This window comes from Streptococcus mitis, assembly GCF_965111735.1.
GTDB lineage: Bacteria > Bacillota > Bacilli > Lactobacillales > Streptococcaceae > Streptococcus > Streptococcus mitis_DR.
Genome location: NZ_OZ217346.1, coordinates 989,348 through 1,014,024 on the forward strand (window position 1 = coordinate 989,348; position 24,677 = coordinate 1,014,024).

Here is a 24,677-nt window from a genome sequence, read left to right on the forward strand (position 1 = left end):
GGCTCCATAATATCCATAGGGGATTTACCCACTACAAATATTATAGAGCCTTTTTTTATTGCAAGAGGTAAAAAGGGGCAAAACATTTCAAGACAGCTCATTTACCAATAAATACGATTCTGCTAATATAATTGAAAATGATGGAAAAAAGGGTGAATTTATGATATACTTTAATGTAGGACCTTTTTAGAAATTTTGAAAGAGTATAAAAAATTTAGAATGAGAAAAATTGTTATCAATGGTGGATTGCCCTTGCAAGGTGAAATCACTATTAGCGGTGCTAAAAATAGCGTTGTGGCCTTAATTCCAGCTATTATTTTGGCTGATGATGTGGTGACTTTGGATTGTGTTCCAGATATTTCCGATGTTGCTAGTCTTGTCGAAATTATGGAGTTAATGGGTGCTACCGTTAAGCGTTATGACGATGTGTTAGAGATTGATCCACGAGGTGTTCAAAATATTCCAATGCCTTATGGGAAAATCAACAGTCTTCGTGCATCTTATTATTTTTATGGAAGTCTTTTAGGTCGCTTTGGGGAAGCTACAGTTGGTTTGCCTGGTGGATGTGATTTGGGACCACGTCCCATTGACTTACACCTAAAGGCTTTTGAAGCTATGGGAGCCACTGTTAGCTACGAGGGTGATAACATGAAGTTATCTGCTAAAGATACAGGACTTCATGGTGCAAGTATTTACATGGATACGGTTAGTGTCGGTGCGACGATTAATACAATGATTGCTGCGGTTAAAGCAAATGGCCGTACTATTATTGAAAATGCAGCCCGAGAACCTGAGATTATTGATGTTGCCACTCTCTTAAATAATATGGGTGCTCATATCCGTGGTGCTGGAACCAATATTATCATTATTGATGGTGTTGACAGTTTACATGGAACGCGTCATCAGGTGATTCCAGACCGTATTGAAGCAGGAACATATATTTCCTTAGCTGCTGCAGTCGGTAAGGGAATTCGTATCAACAATGTATTATACGAACACTTAGAAGGTTTCATCGCTAAGTTGGAAGAAATGGGAGTTCGAATGACTGTATCAGAGGACAGTATTTTTGTCGAAGAACAGTCTAATTTGAAAGCAATCAATATTAAGACAGCTCCTTATCCTGGTTTTGCTACTGACTTGCAACAACCAATTACTCCTCTCTTGTTAACAGCAGAGGGACGTGGTACCATTATTGATACCATTTATGAAAAACGAGTAAACCATGTTTTTGAACTTGCAAAGATGGACGCAGATATTACGACTACAAACGACCATATCTTATATACTGGTGGACGTAGTTTACGTGGTGCAAATGTAAAAGCAACTGATCTTAGAGCTGGGGCTGCACTTGTCATAGCTGGACTGATGGCTGAAGGTAAAACTGAAATTACAAATATTGAGTTCATCTTACGTGGTTATTCTGATATTATTGAAAAATTAAGTAATCTAGGAGCGGATATTACACTTGTTGAGGATTAAACCGTAGAGGTGTTTATGAATATTTGGACCAAATTAGCAATGTTTTCTTTTTTTGAAACGGATCGCTTGTATTTGCGTCCTTTCTTTTTTAGTGATAGTCAGGACTTCCATGAGATAGCCTCAAATCCTGAAAATCTTCAATTTATTTTCCCAACTCAGGCAAGTCTGGAAGAAAGTCAATATGCACTGGCCAATTACTTTATGAAGTCCCCTTTGGGAGTGTGGGCTATTTGTGACCAGAAAAATCAACAAATGATTGGTTCTATTAAGTTTGAAAAGCTAGATGAAATAAAAAAAGAAGCAGAAATTGGTTATTTTTTGAGAAAAGACGCTTGGTCGCAAGGGTTCATGACAGAAGTTGTTAAAAAACTTTGTCAGCTTTCTTTTGAGGAATTTGGTTTAAAACAACTATCCATCATTACCCACCTTGAAAATGAAGCTAGTCAACGGGTTGCTCTTAAGTCTGGATTTCGTTTGTTCCGTCAGTTTAAAGGAAGTGATCGCTATACAAGAAAAATGCGAGATTATCTTGAGTTTCGCTTTGTAAAGGGAGAAATTAATGAGTAAACACCAAGAAATTCTAAGTTATTTGGAAGAATTACCTGTTGGTAAAAGAGTCAGTGTTCGAAGCATTTCCAACCATCTAGGAGTCAGTGATGGAACGGCCTATCGGGCCATTAAAGAAGCTGAAAACCGTGGAATTGTAGAGACTCGCCCAAGAAGTGGTACTATCCGTGTTAAATCTCAGAAAGTTGCTATAGAGAGATTAACTTTTGCTGAAATTGCTGAAGTGACTTCTTCTGAGGTTCTGGCTGGACAAGACGGTTTAGAGAGAGAATTTAGTAAGTTTTCAATCGGTGCCATGACTGAGCAAAATATTTTATCTTACCTTCATGATGGGGGACTCTTGATTGTTGGTGACCGGACTCGTATTCAATTATTAGCGCTGGAAAATGAAAATGCAGTTCTGGTTACAGGTGGATTTCAGGTTCATGATGATGTGCTTAAACTGGCCAATCAAAAAGGAATTCCTGTTTTAAGAAGCAAACATGACACTTTCACTGTCGCGACCATGATCAATAAAGCCCTTTCAAATGTACAAATCAAGACTGATATTCTGACAGTTGAGAAACTTTATCGTCCGAGTCATGAGTATGGTTTTCTGAGAGAGACTGACACTGTTAAAGATTATTTGGACTTGGTGCGTAAGAATCGTAGCAGCCGTTTCCCAGTTATCAATCAACATCAGGTTGTTGTTGGGGTTGTTACCATGAGAGACGCTGGTGATAAGTCACCAAGCACCACAATTGACAAGGTCATGTCTCGTAGTCTATTTTTGGTTGGATTATCGACAAATATTGCCAATGTCAGTCAACGGATGATTGCTGAAGACTTTGAAATGGTACCGGTTGTTCGAAATAATCAAACCTTGCTTGGGGTTGTAACCAGACGAGATGTCATGGAGAAGATGAGTCGTTCCCAAGTTTCTGCTCTACCTACTTTTTCTGAACAGATTGGTCAAAAACTTTCTTATCACCATGATGAAGTAGTTATTACAGTGGAACCCTTTATGCTAGAGAAGAACGGTGTTTTGGCTAATGGTGTATTGGCAGAGATACTGACTCATATGACCCAAGATTTAGTTGTGAATAGTGGGCGCAATCTCATCATCGAGCAGATGCTAATCTACTTTTTGCAGGCTGTTCAGATAGATGATACACTGCGCATTCAAGCACGCATTATCCACCATACTAGACGGTCAGCTATTATTGATTACGATATTTATCATGGTCATCAGATTGTTTCAAAAGCAAATGTAACCGTTAAAATTAATTAGAAACTAGGAGAAAAAATGATAACATTAAAATCAGCTCGTGAAATCGAAGCTATGGATAAGGCAGGTGATTTTCTAGCAAGTATTCATATCGGCTTGCGTGATTTGATTAAGCCTGGCGTAGATATGTGGGAAGTTGAAGAGTATGTTCGCCGTCGTTGTAAGGAAGAAAATTTCCTTCCGCTTCAGATTGGAGTTGACGGTGCAATGATGGACTATCCTTATGCTACCTGTTGCTCTCTTAATGATGAAGTGGCTCATGCTTTCCCTCGTCACTATATCTTGAAAGATGGTGATTTGCTCAAAGTTGATATGGTTTTGGGAGGCCCAATTGCTAAATCCGACCTGAATGTCTCAAAATTAAACTTCAACAATGTTGAACAAATGAAAAAATACACTCAGAGCTATTCTGGTGGTCTTGCAGACTCATGTTGGGCTTATGCTGTTGGTACACCGTCCGAAGAAGTGAAAAACTTGATGGATGTAACTAAAGAAGCTATGTACAAGGGGATTGAGCAAGCTGTTGTTGGAAACCGTATCGGTGATATTGGAGCAGCGATTCAAGAATACGCTGAAAGTCGTGGTTACGGTGTAGTGCGTGATTTGGTTGGTCATGGTGTTGGCCCAACCATGCACGAAGAACCAATGGTTCCTAACTATGGTATTGCAGGTCGAGGACTCCGTCTTCGTGAAGGAATGGTCTTGACTATTGAACCAATGATCAATACAGGTGATTGGGAAATTGATACAGATATGAAGACCGGTTGGGCGCATAAAACCATTGACGGTGGACTGTCATGCCAATATGAACACCAATTTGTGATTACGAAAGATGGACCTGTTATCTTGACTAGTCAAGGTGAAGAAGGAACTTATTAATAAAAAGTGAAAAGGCTGCTGGAAGTTGATTTTGAAAATAATCCAGTAGATCTTTTCATATTAAATAAACGCATTGTATTGATGTTTTCAGACTTTTTCCAAGCCAATAAAATAGGCTCCATAATATCTGTAGGGGGACTTATCTACAGATATTATGGAGCGTTTTTTCGGCTCTTTGTCAACTGTAGTGGGTTGAAGAAAAGCTAAGCTCGAGAAAGGACAAATTTCGTCCTTTCTTTTTTGATGTTCAGAGCAATAAAAATCCGTTTTTTGAAGTTTTCAAAGTTTCGAAATCCAAAGGCATTGCGCTTGATAAGTTTGATGAGATTATTGGTCGCTTCTAATTTGGCGTTTGAATAGGGTAGTTGAAGGGCATTGACAATTTTCTCTTTATCTTTGAGGAAGGTTTTAAAGACAGTATGAAAAAGAGTATGAACCAGCTTAAGGTTGTCCTCAATGAGTCCGAAGAATTTCTCCGGCTCCTTATTCTGAAAGTGAAACAGCAAGAGTTGATAGAGATGGTAGTGGTGTTTCAAGTCCTCTGAATAGCCCAAAAGCTTGTCTAAAATCTCTTTATTCGTCAAGTGCATGCGAAAAGTAGGACGATAAAAACGTTTATCGCTAAGTTTACGACTATCCTGTTGGATGAGTTTCCAGTAGCGTTTGATAGCCTTGTATTCATGAGACTTTCGATGAAACTGATTTATGATTTGGACGCGCACACGACTCATAGCACGGCTTAGATGTTGTACAATATGGAAACGATCTAGAACGATTTTAGCACACGGAAAAAGTTTTCTAGCCAAGTCATAGTAGGGACTAAACATATCCATAGTAATGATTTTCACTCGACATCGGACTGCCCTATCATATTTAAGAAAGTGATTTCGGATAATAGCTTGTGTTCTACCTTCAAGAACAGCGGTGATATTGAGCTTTTCAAAATCTTGCGCAATGAAACTCATCTTTCCCTTTGTAAAGATATACTCGTCCCAGGACATAATCTGTGGAAGGCGAGAAAAATCATGTTTAAAGTGAAAGTCATTGAGCTTGCGAATAACAGTTGAAGTTGAAATGGACAGCTGATGAGCAATATCGGTCAAAGAAGTCTTTTCAATCAGCTTTTGAACAATTTTTTGATTAATGATACGAGGGATTTGGTGATTTTTCTTTACTAGAGGAGTCTCAGTGACCGTCATTTTAGAGCACTGATAGCACTTAAAACGGCGTTTTTTAAGGAGAATTCTAGTAGGCATACCAGTTGTTTCAAGGTAAGGGATCTTAGACGGTTTTTGAAAGTCATATTTCTTCATTTGACTTCCACAATCAGGACAAGATGGGGCATCGTAGTCCAATTTAGCAATGATTTCCCTGAGTGTATCCCTATTGATGATATCTATAATTTGGATATTGGGGTCTTTAATGTCGAGTAGTTTTGTGATAAAATGTAATTGTTCCATATGATTCTTTCTAATGATAGTTTGGTCGCTTTTCATTATAGATGATATGGGACTTTTTTTCTACAACAAAATAGGCTCCATAATATCCATAGGGGATTTACCCACTACAAATATTATAGAGCCGTTTTTTCTTATGCTTAGAATGGCAATTTTCCAGCGAAAGCACTCAATTTTTTCTTGGTAGTTTCATCGATTTGTTCAAGAGCAGAGTTGATGGCTTGAACAGTCATATCTGAAAGAGTTTCAAGGTCTTCAGGGTCAACGACAGCTGGATTGAAGTCAATGCTGACAACTTTCTTATCTCCAGTTAAGGTCGCTTGAACAAGGTCTTGAGCAGATTTGCCAACAAATTGCATAGCAGCAAGTTCAGCTTGGTTTTGTTCCATTTGTTTTTGAAGTTTTTGTGCTTGACGCATCATGTTTTGCATGTTCATCATAAGATTTTTAAGATTCCTTTCATTTCAAGGCTTTGAGCCTTTTTAATAAATTTTTTTGCCATTTTTTGCCCTAAAAGTTGTCAAAAGCATTGGCGACTTCTTTTTGTTGAGTTGGGAATAGGTGAGAGTAGATGTTGATTGTTGTATTAATACTACTGTGTCCAAGTCGTTTCATAAGTGTAAAAAATATATAATCTTTTCCTTCACCATTTCTGAGTCCTTTTGAAATTAGAAATGCTGCATGTGAGTGTCGGAAATCGTGATTACGAATCATTTTTAATGATGCAGGCATTCTTTTTTTCAATTTAATCTTTTGATTAGAAACCATTGGAGCAGTTAGTTGTAAAGGACTGTCTTGAAAGATTTGTAAGTCTTCTGTATTGTCCGTAAACTCTACTAATAGTTGAGCTTGTTTTTCTTTCCATTCCGTTAGTTCTTGAACGAATGCTTTATGAATATAAATTCGACGATTGGATTGAGTAGTTTTTACCGTTCCGATATGGACCTTGTTATTACGAAAGTAAGCAGAATACTTAATATCGATATAACCCTCTGATAAATTAATCTGTTTCCAAGTTAAGGCCAATGCTTCGCCAACACGAACGCCTGTAAACATCAGCACTCGATAAAATAGCTGAAACATATATTCATCTTCTGTGAACAGAGAATCAAATAGCTTGAATTCTTCAGGAGTGAAATAAGACATCTCCTTGTGTTTATCAGGCAGTTTTCTTAGTCCATTGCATGGATTATCTTGTCTAAGACGATTAGCGACAGCAACATCAAACATTTTATGTAGAAAAATCATTAGCTGATTAACGGTCGTGCTTGATAGTGTTCCTCCTTTGACACTTGGTTGTTTGACCAACCAATCTCTAAATTTTTTTACTTCATGGATAGTAATGGCAGACATATCTGCATGCTCAAAAAACTTAGAGACATATTGGTTATAATAGGATATCTGTGTATCAATGGTACCACGTTTATTCCCACGGAGTTCATCTTCTTGTTGAACTAAAGAGTAAAGGTGAGAAACAGATATTTTATCTTTAATATGAACTTGGTGAAGTTTGTTTAATCGATAATCTGCTTCATATTGAACAGCTTCTTTACGAGTGGTAAATCCTGACTTTCTATGCCGTTTGATTTCACCAGTCAATGGGTCTATGCCATCGGTAATATCTACTTTCCATTTTCCCTTGTATCCTTTAATAACTGACATATTATTTTCCTCTTTCTATGTCAGTAGCGAAGAGTACAGTATCTATTATATCATTTTTTGAGATGATTTTGAATCCAAGAATTTCTTCGGCAATAGTTTTTGGTATTCTTCCAATCCTTTTGTTTTTATAAAGTTGAAAACCTCTTTCGACAAGTAATTTTTTACCCTCTCGTATAACACGTCTAGCTGTGCCTTCTGGATATCCTTGATTTGCGATATCTATGTAGGTAACTGTTTGAATTTCTTGCATTTATTCATTCCTTTCCTTTTTCTTATTCAATTCTAAAAATAACTGGTACGATTTGTCTTGAATAGTTTCTTCTCTATCAGTCTGATTTTTAAAGGGGTTTGGTAATTTATTGCCATGGTCTATATAAAACATCTGGTCTAATGGAGAATACTTATAGAACTGTAGATATTCTTTTGAGATTTCTATGACTAGTGTTAGTCTTCTCATTAATTGTCCCCAAGAATCAATGTGGCTTGTTTGTTTCTTCTTTGTTAATTCTAAGAAAAAATTATATGGGGAGTATGGGCTTGTAATGATGTATACGTTAGCTAAAAGAGGTTTGTCAAAATAACGACTACTTGCCATCGCTTTAACATTGTAAGGGTCAAACATTTTGAGTAAGTCTGAGTAGTCAAATTGATGGGGGCGTAATTCGTCTAAGATAATCACGTGTTCTAAATTGTATTGTTGAAAAGGGTCACGGATTGAGCCCGTAATAAAATAGTTAAGGTCATACTGTTCTGCGTATTGACGTGCTAGACGAGTCTTCCCTGTTCCCGCTTTTCCAAAAAGCCAAATAATCGTAACAATTTCATTCTTGTCAATCATTTCTTGTCGCCATAGTTCGGCTTGTGTTTCTAGTCGTTTTAAATAGACGGTTTCTATTTTTTGCCTTGCTTTGGCATATTGTGAACCAGTAAGTCGTTGTTCAATTTCTGATTTTGTAATATTACCAGTATAAAGTAGATCCAGTAGATTATCTATAATCATAGTGTCATTTATTTCATATCGTTTGGTTACATTTCTTTCGATAGTGTCTAATAGGAGTAAATAGTCAAAATTCGCAATAACTTCTTTGGGAGAATATTGATACTTATCTTGGTCTGACGAAGTATGATGAACTAAATAAGAGTAAGCATTATTTATAGAACCACGCCACTGTTCAAAACATTGTATTGGTTGACTAGTTAGTTTAGCTAGATTATTTAGACTTCTAGCGCTTTCAAATTGAAGGATAAGATGGATATGAGGAGCTACAGCAGTTCCGTCACTTCCTATGTCTTTATCATGTAAAATTCCTGCGAAGCGAATTGGTTTTAGAACATCTGTTAGTTCTTTAATTATAGATTGAATATTTGATGTTTTGAAATAGTCTATTTGTTGAACAAACATAACATTGCGTGCTTTTACCATTTAAAACTCCTTTATTTTTGGAACAACATTATACTACTTCAATAACAAGCCCAGAAGTAGTATAGTTCTGTCCTGACCAAATTGGAACATAAAACCAGCTCGGAGCTCTTGCCTTACGGCAAGCTCCGCTGGTATACAAATCAATTATGCTTTCTCGTCCCTTGTATTATATGATTAAGTGAAGTACTATCTTTGGGAGAGAATGTATATATTTCACGATAGACTCTTGTAAGATAGTCGTACAAAAAAGGTAATTTTTTTTGTAAAATTGTATCAATATCTGAGTTTTCTGCCCATGGTATAATAACTAGAATATATTCATGAGTTATAGTACATCTGATAGATTGAACAATAGTTTTGTACTCTTTTACAACCTCACTATCGATTTCACTGCCTCTCTTTAGCATTTGTTTTCGTACTATCCTTAATCGATTTACTGTTCGGAAAAAGTTGAAAAACTTATCTTCTTTTATCCACACGATGCAAAGAATGGTATGAGCTAAAAGATAGATAATCGTGACGATAGTGATTGTTTGAAATAGCAAAGATTGCCCTATTTGAAAATTATTCCGAATTTGTCCCCAAGCGTTCCAAGAGATAATAGTACTAACTTGGTTAATAAACCATATACCTGCTAGAAATAACCCCCATAGAAAGCCTAAAAATAATTCTAAAGGCAGTAAGTAGTAGAGTTTATCGGTAATTACAGTGGTTTGTCTTATTATTTTTTTATAAAAATTTTTCATAAATTTTCTCCTTTAAAAGTTGGTATGAGCAACGGCATGACATTAGGTGGTGTTATACCATCAATGACTTGAACAATACCAGTTCCTTTTCCGTTAGGAATGACAATTCCTGTCTCTGAATCTAAGTCTGGGAATAAAAACGTTGTCGTTTTTCTGTTGATTAAACCAAGCTGTATCAAGAAATTACACTGCTCTCTAACGGCAATCGGTAAAGCGTTTGTGTCCATCCGCTGGCTCACTAGGATTAGGTGAACAGATGTTGCTCGTCCAAGTAGTGCAATATTGGATAATAGTGCAAAAAAGGTATCTTTAACATTTTTAGAAGTCAAAGAGGTTAAAGCAAGCAATTCATCAATCACCAGACAACGATGTTGAAATTTTTTAGAAGGATTTTCAAGAAGCTCCGATTGTCTTTGATAGATAGTATCTAGTTCCACTTTTAGCAAGCTGTTTACCTTGGAAACAAATTCATCAGATGAGAAGTCTTTCTCTTGATAAAGAACAGGTATGTTCTGTTTTAAGCAGTAGCGAGAGATAGAATCGCACTTGGGGTCCACGACTGTTACATGAGCAAATTGATTAATAACAGAGATTAGATAGGTCAAAGCGTAGCTCTTTCCAGAACCAGAAGAACCAGCAATCAAGCAATGAACGATGCGATTGAAATCAATTCGATAATTTTTCATGAGTTCAAAACTTTCGTTTTGAACGCTGACATCAGATAGCTTTTGATACGTCAATCTTTCAGGTATTCCCCTAAAGAATGGAAACCTAAAAGCACGACTAGTGTTAATGCTTACACCATCACCATCACGTTTGACAATATAGGCCGATGGCTGTTTAAGAAATGTCAACATAGGGTAGGCACTTGTAGATAAAATTTGAAAAATCTGTTGGTATAGATTGTTATCCAAAATGTACGCACAAGGAAACCTTGGGACAAAGTCTAGATAATTGTCACCATATATGAATTGGAAGGAATTTGTAGTTGAAGAGATAGAGCTGTTCCTCAACCCTAGCTCCACAGACTGGACAAGATAGTCGGCGTTTACTACAAACTCCCGTTTATTTTCTGATTGCATAAATGGAAATACCATTGATTACTTACCTCCTTTGTTTAATACGGTTACAGAGTTCGCTCGGAAATAGATGTTACCTCTGACATTGCAGGCCTCTGCACCTTGAAATTCAATCTCGTCAAATTGTTCGATAGTTTGTTGGGATGAGAATTTAACCTCAAAAGGCTGTTGTCCTTTAATAACGAACCAATAACGATATGAGTCAATTTCGTTTGTTGGGCTATTATCAACGTATTTCATGCGAATATTCGCTTCAGGGGATAATACAATTGCAGTTTTTTCGTTATCGAAAATTTCTTGAAATAGTTGGTTAGAATAGCCAGTTTTAGCTTTCATTTTAAACATAATTATTTTTTTATAATCAGCATACCTAGGATTTGCTGATTCCTTTCTTTATTTTTTAATAAGCGCTTATAGTCTTATTTTAAATCACAATAGGATAGAATTCATTACTAGTCTTGAAACTATAATTATCGTTTCAAAACTATAATGAGAGGAACATAAAAGCAGTCGCTTATGCGACTGCCACGAATTGATACTTATATGTTAATGTGTGTGATTATCTTTCTAAATAAGCTGATTTTCCAAAAAATTTGTTAAATCTATGAAATCTAGTATATTTAGATTTAATTCGGTTAGACTTTTAATTTTTTTATTTTGGTTATCATTATAAAATTTCTTTAGGTATTCTACATCTTTGTCTAATTTGTCCTTATCATAGTACATACAGATAGATGAAGATGTATCAAATTCATTTACGGTTTGTTTAGCTTTACTTATAAATAATATGAAATTATCAATATTTAAGCTTCTATCTAATAAATTTAAAAATTGTTCAGATGAAAATACTTCAATAAAAAAATTATTATTTAGTCTAGCGAATATACTATCATTGTTACCTTTTGACTCTTTAAGAATCTCTTTTTTGATTTTTTCTTTATAGAATTCAAGAAGTTTATCTGAATTTATATCTATAAAATTATTGAAGGAACTAATAAATACTTGATAATTCTCTTCACTATTCAAAATATATTCAAATAAAAAATTTGTATGTAGTGTATGATTGAAGATTAGCCTTTTGAAATCAATAAAGAATTCCATATAATCATCACAATGATAGTTAAAAGCACCTATATAAGTATCCAAATCTGTATCTGTTTTTGATGATGAAATGATATTGATAAGTAGCTTGTTTGAAACATTTATAAGAATTTCTTCCTTTATGAACGAATCTTTAAAAATATTTTTATAGGTCGCATTTCCAAAGAAAATATCATCAGTAGAAGTATATATAAAGGGATTGGAATCAGAGTTATTGAATAAAATCAATAAAAGGGAAAATTTTAAAAAATTTAAAATTTCATTTTCTGATTCAAATATAACTTCCTCATGTGTTACATTGAACATTTTTGCAAAAATATCAATTTTTTCTTGAGACATAAGAAATTTACTGTTTACAGGTTTACCTTTTAAAATGTTTGATAATGTTGGTTCGTTTATTGGAAGATCTGAACCTTCAGTTTGATATTTGTCTTTGACTTTCCGTGTGAATTGAGCTTGTGTGGTATATGAAACTTTGATTTTGTTTTTTAGACGTAAGCCTATCATACGATATAAATAATTTGTAAAATTCATATTTTTCTCCATATTTTTCAAGAGTTATAATAGTTGGGAAAAAATATAACAATATAATTGTGGTTGAGAAATTGAAAATCTGATATAGAGCGTTGTTTATACATTCACATATGTTTATTTTATTCTTTTATAGTGCTTCTCTTTTCCATGTTCTTTGGTTATTAAATCTGCCTCTATTTCCTCAGCTCTCGACCCCGCAGATATAATATAAATAATAATAATAAGAGGGGGGATTATTAGTTTTAATAATTCAGCTAATGAGTAAATTCCTAGGCTAATTGATGAAGTAATTAAATCAAAAGTCGGTTCAATGAGTAGAACAATGGGTAATATATAAAAGAGTTTATTTTTGGAATTTTTAATGCTAGTTATCACATAGCTCAAAATTCCTAAAACTAATAAGTAATAAGCTGGACCAGCCTTACTTTCTATATGTAATCCAATACTTGTTTCATTTTGCATTCCTGTCAAAAATTGTCTGACTACAAAGATTAATCCGGCTAAAATAAATGGTCTAATATCTAATTTTAGTGGAAAGAATCTTAAAACTAATATAGAGATGATAAATGCAAAATATGCAAAAACGTATTCTGCTTTAATCATAACTATGATTTGTTGCACCATGTTCGAAGGAATATCATTGTTAATGATACCAAGAGGTAAAGATGTTTTAGAAGATATAAAAGGTATGAATAATGCAATACAAACTGATAAAAATAATGAAATTTCAGGACTATATTTTTTAATTATCCCCATACTAAATTCACCCTCCTAATGCTTGTTTTAAAATATTATTACTTGTCTTTTTATTTGTTTAGGGCATTTTTTAAAGACGAGCAGTATATCTAATTTATTATTTTTTATCAACGGTAATATTCTTTAAGTTTGTTTTAGGATTATCAAGCGTGTATAGTGTATTTTTATTGGTTCGAATTGCAATTGTATTTTCATGGTCTTTGTTTACTCCAATATTGAAAGTCGAATCGTAGATATCCGTAGCATAAAATAGAGAAACACCAAAACCATTGTCTTCAGTTGTAGGGAAGTAATTTTTTAGTGGATTTGAAAAATCAATTTTCTTATTTTTCTTATCAAATATTGTTCCAGTATATTTCAAAGATTCATAAGCAGTCTGATTTCCGCTGCCATCTGTTTTTAAGTTTATAGAATATGAACCAGTACTAGGTTTGGAGAATTCTGTAAGTTCATTGGAATTTTCTAATGCCTGTATAGTTTTTTTATGTCGTTCAATTCGTTGCTCATGTTCCTCAGCTGAACCATTTGCTATTCCAACTGCCCCTTCAGGATATTTGTCTAGTTTTGCTTTATATTCATCTAGTTCCTTTTGTGTAAGTTCTAAATCTTCCTTATAATAATTGACGAGGTTGTCATAATAAGTTTTTATATTTTGCTTATGAAGTTCTTTCGCTTTCTCAATAACTTCCTTGTCAGATAATTTACTAACGTCGCCTAATGTTAAATATTTACTATTTTTACTTCCACGTAAATCATATGCTGTAATTGTGTCATTTTTTGCAACTAATAAAAATTGGATTCTAGTTTCTTTTGAGGTTGATTTAGAATTTTCTAAATCATAGATAATGGTTTCATTTTTTGATAAGTATTCAGCAAATTCAGTACTTTTGCTTTTTGAAGATACTTGTTCTATTTGTTTTTCTTCTTGATTACTTTGAGACTTAGTATGAGTACATGCAGTCAGAATGCATCCTGAAAGAAGTAGTGAAATTAAAACTATTTTGCGATTCATATAAAATTCTCCGTTAGTTACTATTTGTATTTGTAAAAATTAAATTATTGTGCATGAAGATAAGTAGTTAATAAAATTATTTTTTCATTATCAAAGAACTCCTAAAACAAAAATTATTAAATAAATGGTCTCTGTCCTAAAACCTAGACTTTTTTGGACAAACTTGATAGAATGGTAGTGTAATAATAATCGGTCAAAATGCTGGATTTTAGAACCTTTTTTCTAACGAAAATGGTTCTAAAATAAAGTGTATTTCCTGTCCAAAAAATCCTAGGTTTTTTGACAGGAACTATGAATTTTTTATCCAATTATGAAAGGTGCTTTTTGATACTCCTAAGATGTCTGCACCTTCTCGTAAGGTTATTTCTTTTTTCGTATATTGAGCTATTACATCAGGGAGATTATCCGGGGCAAGCAATTTTGGTCTACCGAATTTTTTCCCTTTTTTCTTTGCTTCTCGTATTCCTTCCATTTGTCTTTGTTTGATTTGTTCTCTTTCAAACTGTGCCACATAAGATAGAACTTGCAAAACGATGTCAGATATTAGTTTTCCTGTGATATTGTCATCGCTGTTCTTTGTGTTTAATAAGGGGAAATCTAAAACAGTTATATTTACTTTCTTTTTCTTAGTAATTGATTGCCATTGTTCTAAAATTTCATCATAGTTTCTTCCCAATCTATCAATTGATTTAATAACTAATTCATCATTCTCCTTCAAGGTAGTTAATAATTTTTGATATTCGATTCTGTCAAAATCCTTTCCTGAAACATAATCAATAAAAATATTTTCTTTTGGTAATTTGTTTTCTACTAAGGCTGAAAATTGCCTATCAATATTTTGTTCTCTTGTAGATACTCGAACATAACCGTAACGCATAAGGCTACCACCTATCTTTTTATCTCTATTTTAGACGAAAAGAAAACTACCGCCCATAATGAGTGGTAGTTTGGTGTACTCTTTGCTACTGTATTTTTTGCCAAGATTTTGTCTTGGATGCGTGAATAGTAGTGTTGGATAAAAAATCTTAAGGGCTTAAAATCCTTTTAAACCAACCTTTTTGATGTTTACAAAAATTAAAAACAGTATGTTCAATTTTTGCATGTTCATCATGGTGATATATAGTTTCCTTTTCCAATTATTTTCCTTTTTATTTTATCAATTTTAGACTTAAAAGTCTAATCTTTTTCAGAGTGAATTCATCAAGTATCGATAGGGATGTAGACGGAATAAAAAGATAGGATAGATATTCTAAGAGCATAAGAATATTTATCCTATATGTGTTGATGAAATGTTACCAGATGTTTTATGAGCTAGTTTAAGGGTGTACTAACACTATTCTACCTTGTAGAAAAATCCATCAGTGTCGCCATTGATAAGTTGTTGTCCAGACCATAAGCGGTCTTGTGTGATATCAGATGAGTCGGTATAGCCATTATCTGTAGAAGAGGTGACAGACATAGTTATAGGGATTCCTGCTGGTAAAAAGGCAATAGCTGCACCAGCACCTCCATCTTTAGAAACAGAATTTGCCTTAAGATAGTGGTCAATTTCTTTAGCATGTTCAATTGAAATTTTGGACTTATCACTTACTAAACCATTTTTGTCGAAAGTAAATTCAATACCTGAACGATTCCTCCAAGTTCCTGAGACACTAGAAAAATCCCCATTTTGAATTGCAGAAATATCCATCCCTTTGCTTTCTGACGGAAGGCTAGTTTCTCCATTTATGAGACTTGTGACAGACTTCCAAGAGAAAGATCTTATATCAAGGGAAGGTGGTTTTGTCCCCAGTCCCTCTTCTGTATCTGATTCGCTAATTAACTCTAACCGTGTTCCATCCTGATTTAACTTGTATAGTTTAACTTGGATTTGATTAGTAGATACACGGGTAGATAATTGGAAATAGCCATTTTCTAAAGGATTAAAATGTACTCGCTCTCCAATAAAGTCCAGATTGTTTTCTGCATTGGTCAGTCGAATAACTTCCCCATTTTTAAGAGTTCGAATATCTAATAAATCGTAATAGTTAGAATACGTTTTTAGAGCAATCAAAAGTTCGTCCGTACCGTCTTGGTCTAAATCATACAAGCTATACTGTAATCCAGAATATTCGTTAGGATAACCATTTTTTAAGTTTGCTTTTGAATTGAGCTCTTTAGGTGAAGCTGAGGAACCATCTAATACTTTGGCATATTCTTTAAGGACAGTATTGTATAGGGTGTAATCTGTTTTCTTCACTTCAGATGTAGAAGAAGTTGAACTAGTACTGGAAGCAGTCGCTTCAGAACTTGATGAGGAAGTGTTTTCAGTCTGAGGTTTGCAGGCCGTTAAAAGCAAACTTGCAAGGCAGAGAGTAGTTAGAGATATGAATTTTTTCATAAGAATCAAGTTTCTCCTTCATAAGATATTTATTAACTTACATTTTATCAACATTATACATAAATGTCTATATCTTGTAAGTGAACTTTAATAGTTTAAACATTAAATTTTCTGAAAATTTAATGAAAAATGAGTGAAAACATGCTATAATGAAACGTAAAATTAATTCAGGTTTCCTGAACCGATAGGAGTATACAATGAAAAAACTAGGTTTTGTCCTTTTATCTTCAGCCTTGCTATTGACAGCTTGTGCTACTAACCAAGCTAAGCCAAGCAATACGAGTGATTCATCAAAGGTGACAGTCTTGTCTGAAGACAAGCAGAAAATGCTTGATAAGGCCACTGCTGACTATAAGACTTTTGTGCAAGAGCAAATCGATAAACTGTTGATAGATACAGAAGGTTTTGTCAAACTGTTGAAAGAAGGCAAATTAGAAGAAGCTAAGAAGGTTTATCCATTGATTCGTATGTCCTATGAGCGTTCAGAACCGATTGCCGAGAGTTTTGGTGAGTCAGATGTCAAGATTGACTTCCGTTTGGCAGACTACATGGACGAAAACAAGACAGAAGAAGGTTGGTCAGGTTTCCACCGTATCGAGCGTATCCTTTGGGAAGACAATACAACTAAAGGAACTGAAAGCTACGGCGATCAGTTGGTAAATGATATCAAAGAATTGAAAGCCAAGATTGCAACTGTGGATGTGGACTATAAGGTTATGTTGACTGGGGCAGTCGACTTGCTTAATGAAGTGGCAACAAGTAAGATTACAGGTGAAGAGGAAATTTATTCTCACACAGACTTGTATGATTTCCGTGCCAATATTGAGGGAGCTGAGAAGATTTTCCAACTCTTTAAACCTTTACTTGAAAAATCAGACGCTAACCTAGTTAAAGAATTGGAAGCAGACTTCAAGTCTGTCAATGATTTGTTGGACAAACACATGACCGACAAGGAACACTACAAACTCTATACTGATTTGACAAAAGAAGACACCAAAGAATTGTCAGAGGCCGTGACAAAACTTGGTGAACCTCTATCACAAATGGGTAAATTTCTTAGTGGAGAATAAGAGTCATGACTGAAAAAGACGAAAAGTTTTTTGAGAAGAAAATGGACCGTCGAGAATTTCTAAAAAAAGCAGGTATTGGAGGGGCTGGTTTAGCGCTAGGCCTCTCTGGTGCTTCTGCTTTTTTCGCACCTAAGCTAGGAAGTCAGGAAAAAATCTCGTACGGAAATGAAAAAAATTGCTTTTTATGGCAAGCATCAAGCTGGAATTAGTACGCCCATGCAAAAGAATATCTATTTTGTTGTCTTGGATTTGCATACGACGGATAGAGATAAGATTATCCAGCTATTCAAGGATTGGACAGATTATAGTACCAAGTTGGTTGAGGGGGAACTGGTCAAAAAAGATGGCCAGAATACTCTCTTGCCTCCAAGCGATACTGGTGAGACAGTTGGGCTCAACCCTCATCGTTTGACGCTGACTTTTGGTGTGTCTGCAAGTTTCTTGAAAAAGATGAACTTGGAAAACAAGCGTCCTCAAGTGTTCAGGGATTTACCGCCTTTTCCTAAAGAGCAATTGCGTGAAAAATATACAGGTGGAGATATTGTGATTCAGGCTTGTGCAGATGATGAGCAAGTTGCCTTTCATGCTATTCGCAATCTCATCCGTAAGGGGAGAAGTGCAGTGACCCTTCGTTGGAGTCAGTCTGGTTTTGCAGCTATCGGAGATCGAATGGAGACTCCGCGTAATCTCTTTGGTTTTAAGGATGGAACAGCAAATCCAACCAAGGAGAAAGATTTTGACCGCGTCATCTGGGCTGATAGTAAGGACTGGATGGAAAATGGTTCTTATATGGCAGTTCGTCGGATTCAGATGTTTTTAGAGACCTGGGATCGCACTAGTCTTGAAGAACAAGAAAATACCTTTGGCCGTTATAAGGAAAGTGGTGCCCCCTTTGGTAAGAAAAATGAGTTTGATGAAGTGGATTTGAATCTTCTGCCTGATGATTCGCATGTTCGTTTGGCTAAGGAAGTGGACAAGCCACTTTTGCGTCGTTCTTATTCTTACTCAGATGGGATTGATGAAAAGACTGGCCAGTTTGATACGGGCTTGCTCTTCATTTCTTTCCAGAAGGATCCTGATAACTTTGTTAAGGTTCAAACCAATCTAGGTGCTACAGATAAGATGAATGAATACATCACTCACATCGGTAGTGGACTATTTGCTTGCTTTGGTGGTGTGGAGAAAGGAGGCTACATTGGTCAGAAATTATTGGAAGGCTAAAAGATGGTTCTTGGTTTTAGCTTTGTCACTTTTAATTCTTTCCCCAGTAGGTGCCCAAGAAAGCTTGAGTTCTTACTTTGTAAAAATCACAGATGCTTCTAAAGCTGTCAAAAATGGAAATCAGGCTGTGGCCCAGAAACTTGTTACAGAGATGGCATCAGACTTTGAAAGAGTAGAAGATAGCAATTCAGAGGCTGGTAAGGTTGTCAAGGAAAAGCTAGCTCAATCAGGCGAGATTACTGAAGACAAACTCACCGAACTTTCTTCAGCCTTATTAGCCTTTGAAAAAGAACAAAATCCTGTTGACTTAGATGCGGAGAAAGAAAAATTGGTGAACCGTCTAAGTCCTCGTTTTGAAGCCTTGGAACAGGCTATTGCCTCCAAAGATTTGGAAAAGGTCCGAGAAGCTTTTAAGAAAATGAATTCCACTTGGACTATCAATGAAAGTGTGGTTCGTGACAATAGTACGGTCCATTATGGACGTGTTGAAACAGCTATTTCCTTCCTGCGTAGTAGCATAGAAACCGAACCTACAGATTTTAACTCGATTCAGACTTCCTTTGAGGACTTAAAAAAGGCTATTGATGATTTTGTAACTGGAAAAGAAGTTGCAGAAGCATCTTCTGATTTAAGTCTTAAAGATGTTATTGCTCTTTTGAAGAAGGCTTTGGAACAATTCCAAGCTGGTGATCAAGCATCAGGATCAGCTAGCATGAAGGAATTTATTACTATCTGGCCAACGATTGAAGGTTCTGTGAGCACGACCAATCCTTCCCTCTATACTCGAGTGGAAAGCGAAAGCCCTGTGATTATGGTCAAGGGAAGTGAGAAGGACTACCAAGAAAAATTAGAAAAACTGATTGCAGATTTATCACAAATTGATACCAGTGCACGTTACAATGCCTTTGATGCTATGCTCATTCTCCTAAGAGAAGGAGTAGAGGCTCTCTTAATCGTTATGGCCTTGGTAACGACCTTGAAAGCAGCCAAGATGCGAAAAGGGCTCAAGTGGGTTTATGGTGGTGCTATCACAGGGATCATGGACAGTCTGGTCATTGCTTTCATCCTGCAAATTGCCTTTCCAGCAGTGACATCAGGCTCTAATCGTGAAATCATCGAAGGAGCAGTGGGGATTTTTGCGGTAGCTATGATGATTTTGATTGGAATCTGGCTTCACAGCAAATCCTCAGTCAAAAAATGGAATACCTTTATGGAGTCACAAATGGAAACAGTGACTAAGACAGGCTCCTTTATTTCCATGTTTGCTCTCAGTTTTCTAGCTGTTTTCCGTGAGGGAGCAGAAACCATTCTCTTTTATATTGGGATTTTACCAAGGATTTCCAGCTTTGAATTTGTCTTGGGCATTTCACTTGCCTTGCTGGTTCTGGTAATTATTGCCGTTGTGATGAACAAGGCTAGTCAATTCTTCCTGCCACATAAGGTCTTCTTTATCCTGACTTGGATGATTTATGCCCTAGCCTTTAAGATGCTGGGAGTTAGTATCCATGCTCTTCAGTTGACCAATATGGCACCAAATCACTTAGTGACAGGCTTTCCAACAATTGACCTGCTTGGAATTTATCCAAGTTGGGAAAGCTTGGCCAGTCAGCTAATCTTTGTTGTTATTGTCTTGATTGTCACTTTCAGACAGGGTGAAAAATAAATGGATAGAAAAGAATTGACAATCGTGGAACATCTGGTAGAATTTAGAAAGAGATTATTGGCTGTAGTCATTTGTTTCTTTTTGGTATTCTGTGTCTCTCTGCTTTTTGCAGATCAGATTTACCAGTATGTGACCCAATCTTTTCAGCAAAAGTTGATTGTTTTAGGACCTAATGATATTTTATGGATTTACATACGTTTGGCTAGTCTGATGGCCTTTACCATCACCCTGCCTTACACAGTGTATCATATTTGGTCTTTCATCAAACCCGGCTTGAAGAAGGAAGAAGCTAGAGCTATTTTTGCCTATATTCCAGCTAGTTTCCTTTGTTTTCTGGTTGGATTAGCTTTTGGTTTTTACTTTGTAACACCAGCCTTACTTCAGGTTTTATTAGGGTTGGGAGAAGGTCTATTTGAAACGCAGTTAACCGCCCAAAATTATCTGTCCTTTGTTTTTCAAACTACCTTGCCCTTGGCTCTGATTTTTGAATTGCCAGTTATCATTGCCTTTTTGACGTCGATTGGACTCATTGGGCCAGAATTATTGATTGCTTATCGCCGATATGCTTATTTTATTTTATTGGTACTCGCAGTCATCTTAACACCAGCTGACTTTGTCAGTGATTTGGCAATGACTGCCCCCTTGATTTTACTTTATGAGTTGAGTATTGCTATCAGCAAACACATTATGAAACGCAAGCAGAAAGGAGAGAAAAATGGGAATCTTACGTGATATCGGAGCACCAGGATTGATTATCATCGTTTTAGGAGCTCTCTTGATTTTTGGACCAAAACGATTGCCTGAACTAGGTGAGTCAATCGGTAAAATGCTGCCTGAATTTAAAAAAGCAGTTAAAGGAACTGAAAATCAAGATAAGGAAGAGTAAGACTTGTGAGTTTTACTAAAAAGGCTCTTTGTCAACTGTAGTGGGTTGAAGAAAAGCTAAGCTCGAGAAAGGACAAATTTCGTCCTTTCTTTTTTGATGTTTAGAGCGATAAAAATCCTTTTTTTGAAGTTTTCAAAGTTCCGAAAACCAAAGGCATTGCGCTTGATAAGTTTGATGAGATTATTGGTCGCTTCTAATTTGGCGTTTGAATAGGGTAGTTGAAGGGCATTGACAATTTTCTCTTTGTCCTTTAGAAAGGTTTTAAAGACAGTCTGAAAAAGAGGATGAACCTGCTTTATATTGTCCTCAATCAGTCCGAAAAATTTGTCAGGCTTCTTGTCCTGAAAGTGAAAAAGCAGGAGCTGGTAGAGATGATAGTGGTGTTTCAAGTCTTCTGAATAGTTCAAAAGCTTGTCTAGAATCTCTTTATTGGTCAAGTGCATACGAAAAGTAGGACGATAAAAACGTTTATCGCTAAGTTTACGACTATCCTGTTGGATGAGTTTCCAGTAGCGTTTGATAGCCTTGTATTCATGAGATTTTCGTTCAAACTGATTCATGATTTGGACACGCACACGACTCATAGCACAGCTTAGATGTTGTACAATATGGAAACGATCTAGAACGATTTTAGCACACGGAAAAAGTTTTCTAGCCAAGTCATAGTAGGGACTAAACATATCCATAGTAATGATTTTCACTCGACATCGGACTGCCCTATCATATTTAAGAAAGTGATTTCGGATAATAGCTTGTGTTCTACCTTCAAGAACAGTGGTGATATTGAGTTTTTCAAAATCTTGCGCAATGAAACTCATCTTTCCCTTTGTAAAGATATACTCGTCCCAGGACATAATCTGTGGAAGGCGAGAAAAATCATGCTTAAAGTGAAAGTCATTGAGCTTGCGAATAACAGTTGAAGTTGAAATGGACAGCTGATGAGCAATATCGGTCAAAGAAGTCTTTTCAATCAGCTTTTGAGCAATTTTTTGATTAATGATACGAGGGATTTGATGATTCTTCTTGACGAGGGAGGTCTCGGAGACCGCTATTTTCGAGCACTTATAGCAGTTAAAACGGCGTTTTTTAAGGAGAATTCTAGTAGGCATACCAGTTGTTTCGAGGTAAGGGATCTTAGACGGTTTTTGAAAGTCATATTTCTTCATTTGACTTCCACACTCAGGGCAAGATGGGGCGTCGTAGTCCAGTTTGGCGATGATTTCCCTGAGTGTATCCTTATTGATGATGTCCATAAATTGGATATTGGGGTCTTTAATGTCGAGTAGTTTTGTGATAAAATGTAATTGTTCCATATGATTCTTTCTAATGAGTTGTTTTGTTGCTTTTCATTATAGGTCATATGGGACTTTTTTTCTACAACAAAATAGGCTCCATAATATCCATAGGGGATTTACCCACTACAAATATTATAGAGCCACTAAAAATAAGAAGTTAGGAAGTGTGTCTCTATCGGACAATTTATCATTTCCTAGCTTTTTCTTGTATTAAGAAAATCTAAATTTAAGCTTTCTTTAAGGAAATTATATTATTCTAAAGAAATATAAAATTTCACAGCCATTTATTGGTAATGACTACCGAATTCCTAGTCATTACTAGAAATGGACTAGTTTTTTTGAATAATAGAACTCCTTAATCCTTCTATTCTAGAACGGGAGGGCCGGTATTTCTTTCATGATAGGACTAGATTGTGGTATAATAGAGAGAATAAGTTTTTTTGTAAGACAAAGGAGAAAATAGATGATTTATGCAGGAATTCTTGCTGGTGGAACTGGCACACGCATGGGAATCAGTAACTTGCCAAAACAATTTTTAGAGCTAGGTGATCGACCTATTTTGATTCATACAATTGAAAAATTTGTCTTGGAACCAAGTATTGAAAAAATTGTAGTTGGGGTTCATGGGGACTGGGTTTCTCATGCAGAAGATCTTGTAGATAAATATCTTCCTCTTCATAAGGAACGTATCATCATTACAAAGGGTGGTGCTGACCGTAATACGAGTATTGAGAAAATCATTGAAGCCATTGATGCTTATCGTCCGCTTACTCCAGAGGATATCGTTGTTACCCACGATTCTGTTCGTCCATTTATTACACTTCGCATGATTCAAGACAATATCAAACTTGCGCAAAATCATGACGCAGTGGACACAGTGGTAGAAGCGGTTGATACTATCGTTGAAAGTACCAATGGTCAATTCATTACAGATATTCCAAATCGTGCTCACCTTTATCAAGGACAAACACCTCAAACATTCCGTTGCAAGGACTTCATGGACCTTTACGGTTCTCTCTCTGCTGAAGAGAAGGAAATCTTGACAGATGCATGTAAAATCTTTGTGATTAAAGGAAAAGATGTGGCCTTGGCCAAGGGTGAATACTCAAATCTGAAGATTACAACCGTAACAGATTTGAAGATTGCAAAAAGTATGATTGAGAAAGACTAGTAAAATGATTAATCAAATTTATCAACTAACTAAGCCTAAGTTTATCAATGTCAAATATCAGGAAGAGGCTATTGACCAAGAGAATCATATCCTCATCCGCCCTAATTATATGGCGGTCTGTCATGCGGATCAGCGTTACTACCAGGGGAAACGTGATCCCAAGGTTTTGAATAAAAAACTTCCAATGGCAATGATTCACGAGTCGTGTGGAACCGTTATTTCTGACCCTACAGGAACCTACGAAGTTGGTCAAAAAGTTGTCATGATTCCGAATCAGCCTCCTATGCAGAGTGATGAAGAATTCTATGAAAACTACATGACAGGGACCCATTTCTTGTCTAGTGGCTTTGATGGCTTTATGAGAGAGTTTGTTTCTCTCCCTAAAGACCGTGTGGTGGCTTATGATGCTATTGAAGACACGGTTGCAGCCATTACAGAGTTTGTCAGTGTCGGTATGCATGCTATGAATCGCTTATTGACCCTTGCTCATAGCAAGCGGGACCGAATCGCTGTTATCGGAGATGGCAGTTTAGCATTTGTGGTTGCCAATATTATCAACTATACTTTGCCAGAAGCAGAGATTGTGGTTATTGGTCGTCATTGGGAAAAATTGGAACTTTTCTCATTTGCCAAAGAATGCTATATTACTGACAATATTCCTGAAGATTTGGCCTTTGACCACGCTTTTGAGTGTTGTGGTGGTGATGGTACTGGACCAGCCATTAATGACTTGATTCGCTATATTCGTCCTCAGGGAACGATTCTCATGATGGGAGTTAGCGAGTATAAAGTCAATCTCAATACACGCGATGCCTTAGAAAAAGGCTTGCTCTTAGTTGGATCTTCTCGTTCTGGTCGCATCGATTTTGAAAATGCAATCCAAATGATGGAAGTCAAGAAATTTGCCAATCGTCTTAAAAATGTCCTTTATCTAGAAGAACCTGTAAGAGAAATTAAAGATATTCACCGTGTCTTTGCGACCGATTTAAACACAGCCTTTAAAACTGTGTTTAAGTGGGAAGTATAAGT

At 35.9% G+C, this 24,677-nt stretch carries 24 protein-coding genes and 1 pseudogene; 11 read left to right on the plus strand and 14 right to left on the minus strand.

What is annotated here, in order from left to right:
- Nucleotides 1-219 precede the first annotated feature (219 nt).
- The 4 genes from ACLV7W_RS04835 to ACLV7W_RS04850 are packed head-to-tail and all read left to right on the plus strand — an operon-like array spanning nucleotide 220 to nucleotide 4,192.
- On the plus strand, nucleotides 220-1,479 hold the full coding sequence (locus tag ACLV7W_RS04835; protein WP_411865532.1) for a UDP-N-acetylglucosamine 1-carboxyvinyltransferase: 1,260 nt from the start codon (nucleotides 220-222) through the stop codon (nucleotides 1,477-1,479).
- A gap of 15 nt (nucleotides 1,480-1,494) precedes the next feature.
- The gene (locus ACLV7W_RS04840) at nucleotides 1,495-2,046 is read left to right on the plus strand and encodes a GNAT family N-acetyltransferase (RefSeq protein ID WP_153199070.1); all 552 of its coding nucleotides are present in this window, start codon (nucleotides 1,495-1,497) and stop codon (nucleotides 2,044-2,046) included.
- A complete protein-coding gene (spxR, locus tag ACLV7W_RS04845; RefSeq protein WP_049544263.1) occupies nucleotides 2,039-3,316 on the plus strand; it encodes a CBS-HotDog domain-containing transcription factor SpxR in 1,278 nt (425 codons plus the stop codon). The genes ACLV7W_RS04840 and spxR overlap by 8 nt, the downstream gene beginning before the upstream one ends.
- Before the next feature lie 15 nt (nucleotides 3,317-3,331).
- Nucleotides 3,332-4,192 (plus strand): methionyl aminopeptidase, encoded by an 861-nt coding sequence (locus ACLV7W_RS04850; RefSeq protein ID WP_000631543.1) that lies wholly within the window; start codon nucleotides 3,332-3,334, stop codon nucleotides 4,190-4,192.
- Nucleotides 4,193-4,395: 203 nt separating this feature from the next.
- Here ACLV7W_RS04850 and ACLV7W_RS04855 read toward each other — a convergent pair whose 3' ends face one another.
- The 13 genes from ACLV7W_RS04855 to ACLV7W_RS04915 all read right to left on the minus strand — a co-directional run bounded on the left by ACLV7W_RS04855 (nucleotide 4,396) and on the right by ACLV7W_RS04915 (nucleotide 16,342).
- Nucleotides 4,396-5,652: an ISL3 family transposase gene (locus ACLV7W_RS04855; RefSeq protein ID WP_411865533.1), complete on the minus strand. Its 1,257-nt coding sequence runs from the start codon at nucleotides 5,650-5,652 to the stop codon at nucleotides 4,396-4,398.
- Nucleotides 5,653-5,789: 137 nt separating this feature from the next.
- Complete coding sequence (locus tag ACLV7W_RS04860; protein WP_153210138.1) at nucleotides 5,790-6,089, minus strand: YbaB/EbfC family nucleoid-associated protein; 300 nt, start codon at nucleotides 6,087-6,089, stop codon at nucleotides 5,790-5,792.
- 70 nt (nucleotides 6,090-6,159) lie between these two features.
- A complete protein-coding gene (locus ACLV7W_RS04865) occupies nucleotides 6,160-7,311 on the minus strand; it encodes a tyrosine-type recombinase/integrase (RefSeq protein WP_411865534.1) in 1,152 nt (383 codons plus the stop codon).
- A gap of 1 nt (nucleotide 7,312) precedes the next feature.
- Nucleotides 7,313-7,561, minus strand: a complete 249-nt coding sequence (locus ACLV7W_RS04870; protein ID WP_001156231.1) for a DUF3173 family protein — start codon at nucleotides 7,559-7,561, stop codon at nucleotides 7,313-7,315.
- On the minus strand, nucleotides 7,562-8,734 hold the full coding sequence (locus ACLV7W_RS04875; RefSeq protein WP_411865535.1) for a Rep family protein: 1,173 nt from the start codon (nucleotides 8,732-8,734) through the stop codon (nucleotides 7,562-7,564).
- 140 nt (nucleotides 8,735-8,874) lie between these two features.
- Nucleotides 8,875-9,480, minus strand: coding sequence for a hypothetical protein (locus tag ACLV7W_RS04880; RefSeq protein ID WP_411865536.1), 606 nt, complete (start codon nucleotides 9,478-9,480; stop codon nucleotides 8,875-8,877).
- The gene (locus ACLV7W_RS04885; RefSeq protein ID WP_411865537.1) at nucleotides 9,477-10,577 is read right to left on the minus strand and encodes a cell division protein FtsK; all 1,101 of its coding nucleotides are present in this window, start codon (nucleotides 10,575-10,577) and stop codon (nucleotides 9,477-9,479) included. The genes ACLV7W_RS04880 and ACLV7W_RS04885 overlap by 4 nt, the downstream gene beginning before the upstream one ends.
- Before the next feature lie 3 nt (nucleotides 10,578-10,580).
- On the minus strand, nucleotides 10,581-10,904 hold the full coding sequence (locus ACLV7W_RS04890) for a hypothetical protein (protein ID WP_411865538.1): 324 nt from the start codon (nucleotides 10,902-10,904) through the stop codon (nucleotides 10,581-10,583).
- Between the two features lie 222 nt (nucleotides 10,905-11,126).
- Nucleotides 11,127-12,194, minus strand: a complete 1,068-nt coding sequence (locus tag ACLV7W_RS04895) for a hypothetical protein (protein ID WP_411865539.1) — start codon at nucleotides 12,192-12,194, stop codon at nucleotides 11,127-11,129.
- 114 nt (nucleotides 12,195-12,308) lie between these two features.
- Nucleotides 12,309-12,950, minus strand: a complete 642-nt coding sequence (locus ACLV7W_RS04900; RefSeq protein ID WP_084929594.1) for a hypothetical protein — start codon at nucleotides 12,948-12,950, stop codon at nucleotides 12,309-12,311.
- Between the two features lie 97 nt (nucleotides 12,951-13,047).
- Nucleotides 13,048-13,962 carry a hypothetical protein gene (locus ACLV7W_RS04905; RefSeq protein WP_084929593.1) on the minus strand — a complete coding sequence of 305 codons (915 nt, stop codon included), beginning with the start codon at nucleotides 13,960-13,962 and terminating at the stop codon, nucleotides 13,048-13,050.
- 289 nt (nucleotides 13,963-14,251) lie between these two features.
- Nucleotides 14,252-14,839, minus strand: coding sequence for a recombinase family protein (locus ACLV7W_RS04910; protein ID WP_247953148.1), 588 nt, complete (start codon nucleotides 14,837-14,839; stop codon nucleotides 14,252-14,254).
- 456 nt (nucleotides 14,840-15,295) lie between these two features.
- Nucleotides 15,296-16,342: a DUF6287 domain-containing protein gene (locus ACLV7W_RS04915; protein WP_153210139.1), complete on the minus strand. Its 1,047-nt coding sequence runs from the start codon at nucleotides 16,340-16,342 to the stop codon at nucleotides 15,296-15,298.
- Nucleotides 16,343-16,539: 197 nt separating this feature from the next.
- On the opposite strand from ACLV7W_RS04915, the gene efeO reads away from it, so the two are divergent.
- From efeO to ACLV7W_RS04940, 5 genes and pseudogenes are all read left to right on the plus strand, one after another.
- Nucleotides 16,540-17,412 (plus strand): iron uptake system protein EfeO, encoded by an 873-nt coding sequence (gene efeO / locus ACLV7W_RS04920; protein ID WP_153210140.1) that lies wholly within the window; start codon nucleotides 16,540-16,542, stop codon nucleotides 17,410-17,412.
- A 5-nt stretch (nucleotides 17,413-17,417) separates the two neighbouring features.
- A pseudogene (gene efeB / locus ACLV7W_RS04925) lies at nucleotides 17,418-18,633 on the plus strand (iron uptake transporter deferrochelatase/peroxidase subunit).
- On the plus strand, nucleotides 18,608-20,296 hold the full coding sequence (locus ACLV7W_RS04930) for an FTR1 family protein (RefSeq protein WP_153210141.1): 1,689 nt from the start codon (nucleotides 18,608-18,610) through the stop codon (nucleotides 20,294-20,296). Before efeB ends, ACLV7W_RS04930 begins: the two are co-directional and overlap by 26 nt.
- The gene (tatC, locus tag ACLV7W_RS04935) at nucleotides 20,297-21,028 is read left to right on the plus strand and encodes a twin-arginine translocase subunit TatC (RefSeq protein WP_153210142.1); all 732 of its coding nucleotides are present in this window, start codon (nucleotides 20,297-20,299) and stop codon (nucleotides 21,026-21,028) included.
- Nucleotides 21,012-21,182: a twin-arginine translocase TatA/TatE family subunit gene (locus tag ACLV7W_RS04940; protein ID WP_153210143.1), complete on the plus strand. Its 171-nt coding sequence runs from the start codon at nucleotides 21,012-21,014 to the stop codon at nucleotides 21,180-21,182. The genes tatC and ACLV7W_RS04940 overlap by 17 nt, the downstream gene beginning before the upstream one ends.
- A 56-nt stretch (nucleotides 21,183-21,238) precedes the next feature.
- Here the strand turns inward: ACLV7W_RS04940 and ACLV7W_RS04945 are convergent, their stop codons facing one another.
- Nucleotides 21,239-22,495: an ISL3 family transposase gene (locus ACLV7W_RS04945; protein ID WP_411865473.1), complete on the minus strand. Its 1,257-nt coding sequence runs from the start codon at nucleotides 22,493-22,495 to the stop codon at nucleotides 21,239-21,241.
- Nucleotides 22,496-22,940: 445 nt separating this feature from the next.
- Between ACLV7W_RS04945 and ACLV7W_RS04950 the strand changes: the two genes are divergently transcribed.
- Entirely contained in the window at nucleotides 22,941-23,648 is a 708-nt protein-coding gene (locus ACLV7W_RS04950) for a 2-C-methyl-D-erythritol 4-phosphate cytidylyltransferase (RefSeq protein WP_000638493.1), read from the plus strand.
- Between the two features lie 4 nt (nucleotides 23,649-23,652).
- Nucleotides 23,653-24,675, plus strand: a complete 1,023-nt coding sequence (locus tag ACLV7W_RS04955; RefSeq protein ID WP_411865540.1) for a ribitol-5-phosphate dehydrogenase — start codon at nucleotides 23,653-23,655, stop codon at nucleotides 24,673-24,675.
- The last annotated feature ends 2 nt before the right edge of the window (nucleotides 24,676-24,677 follow it).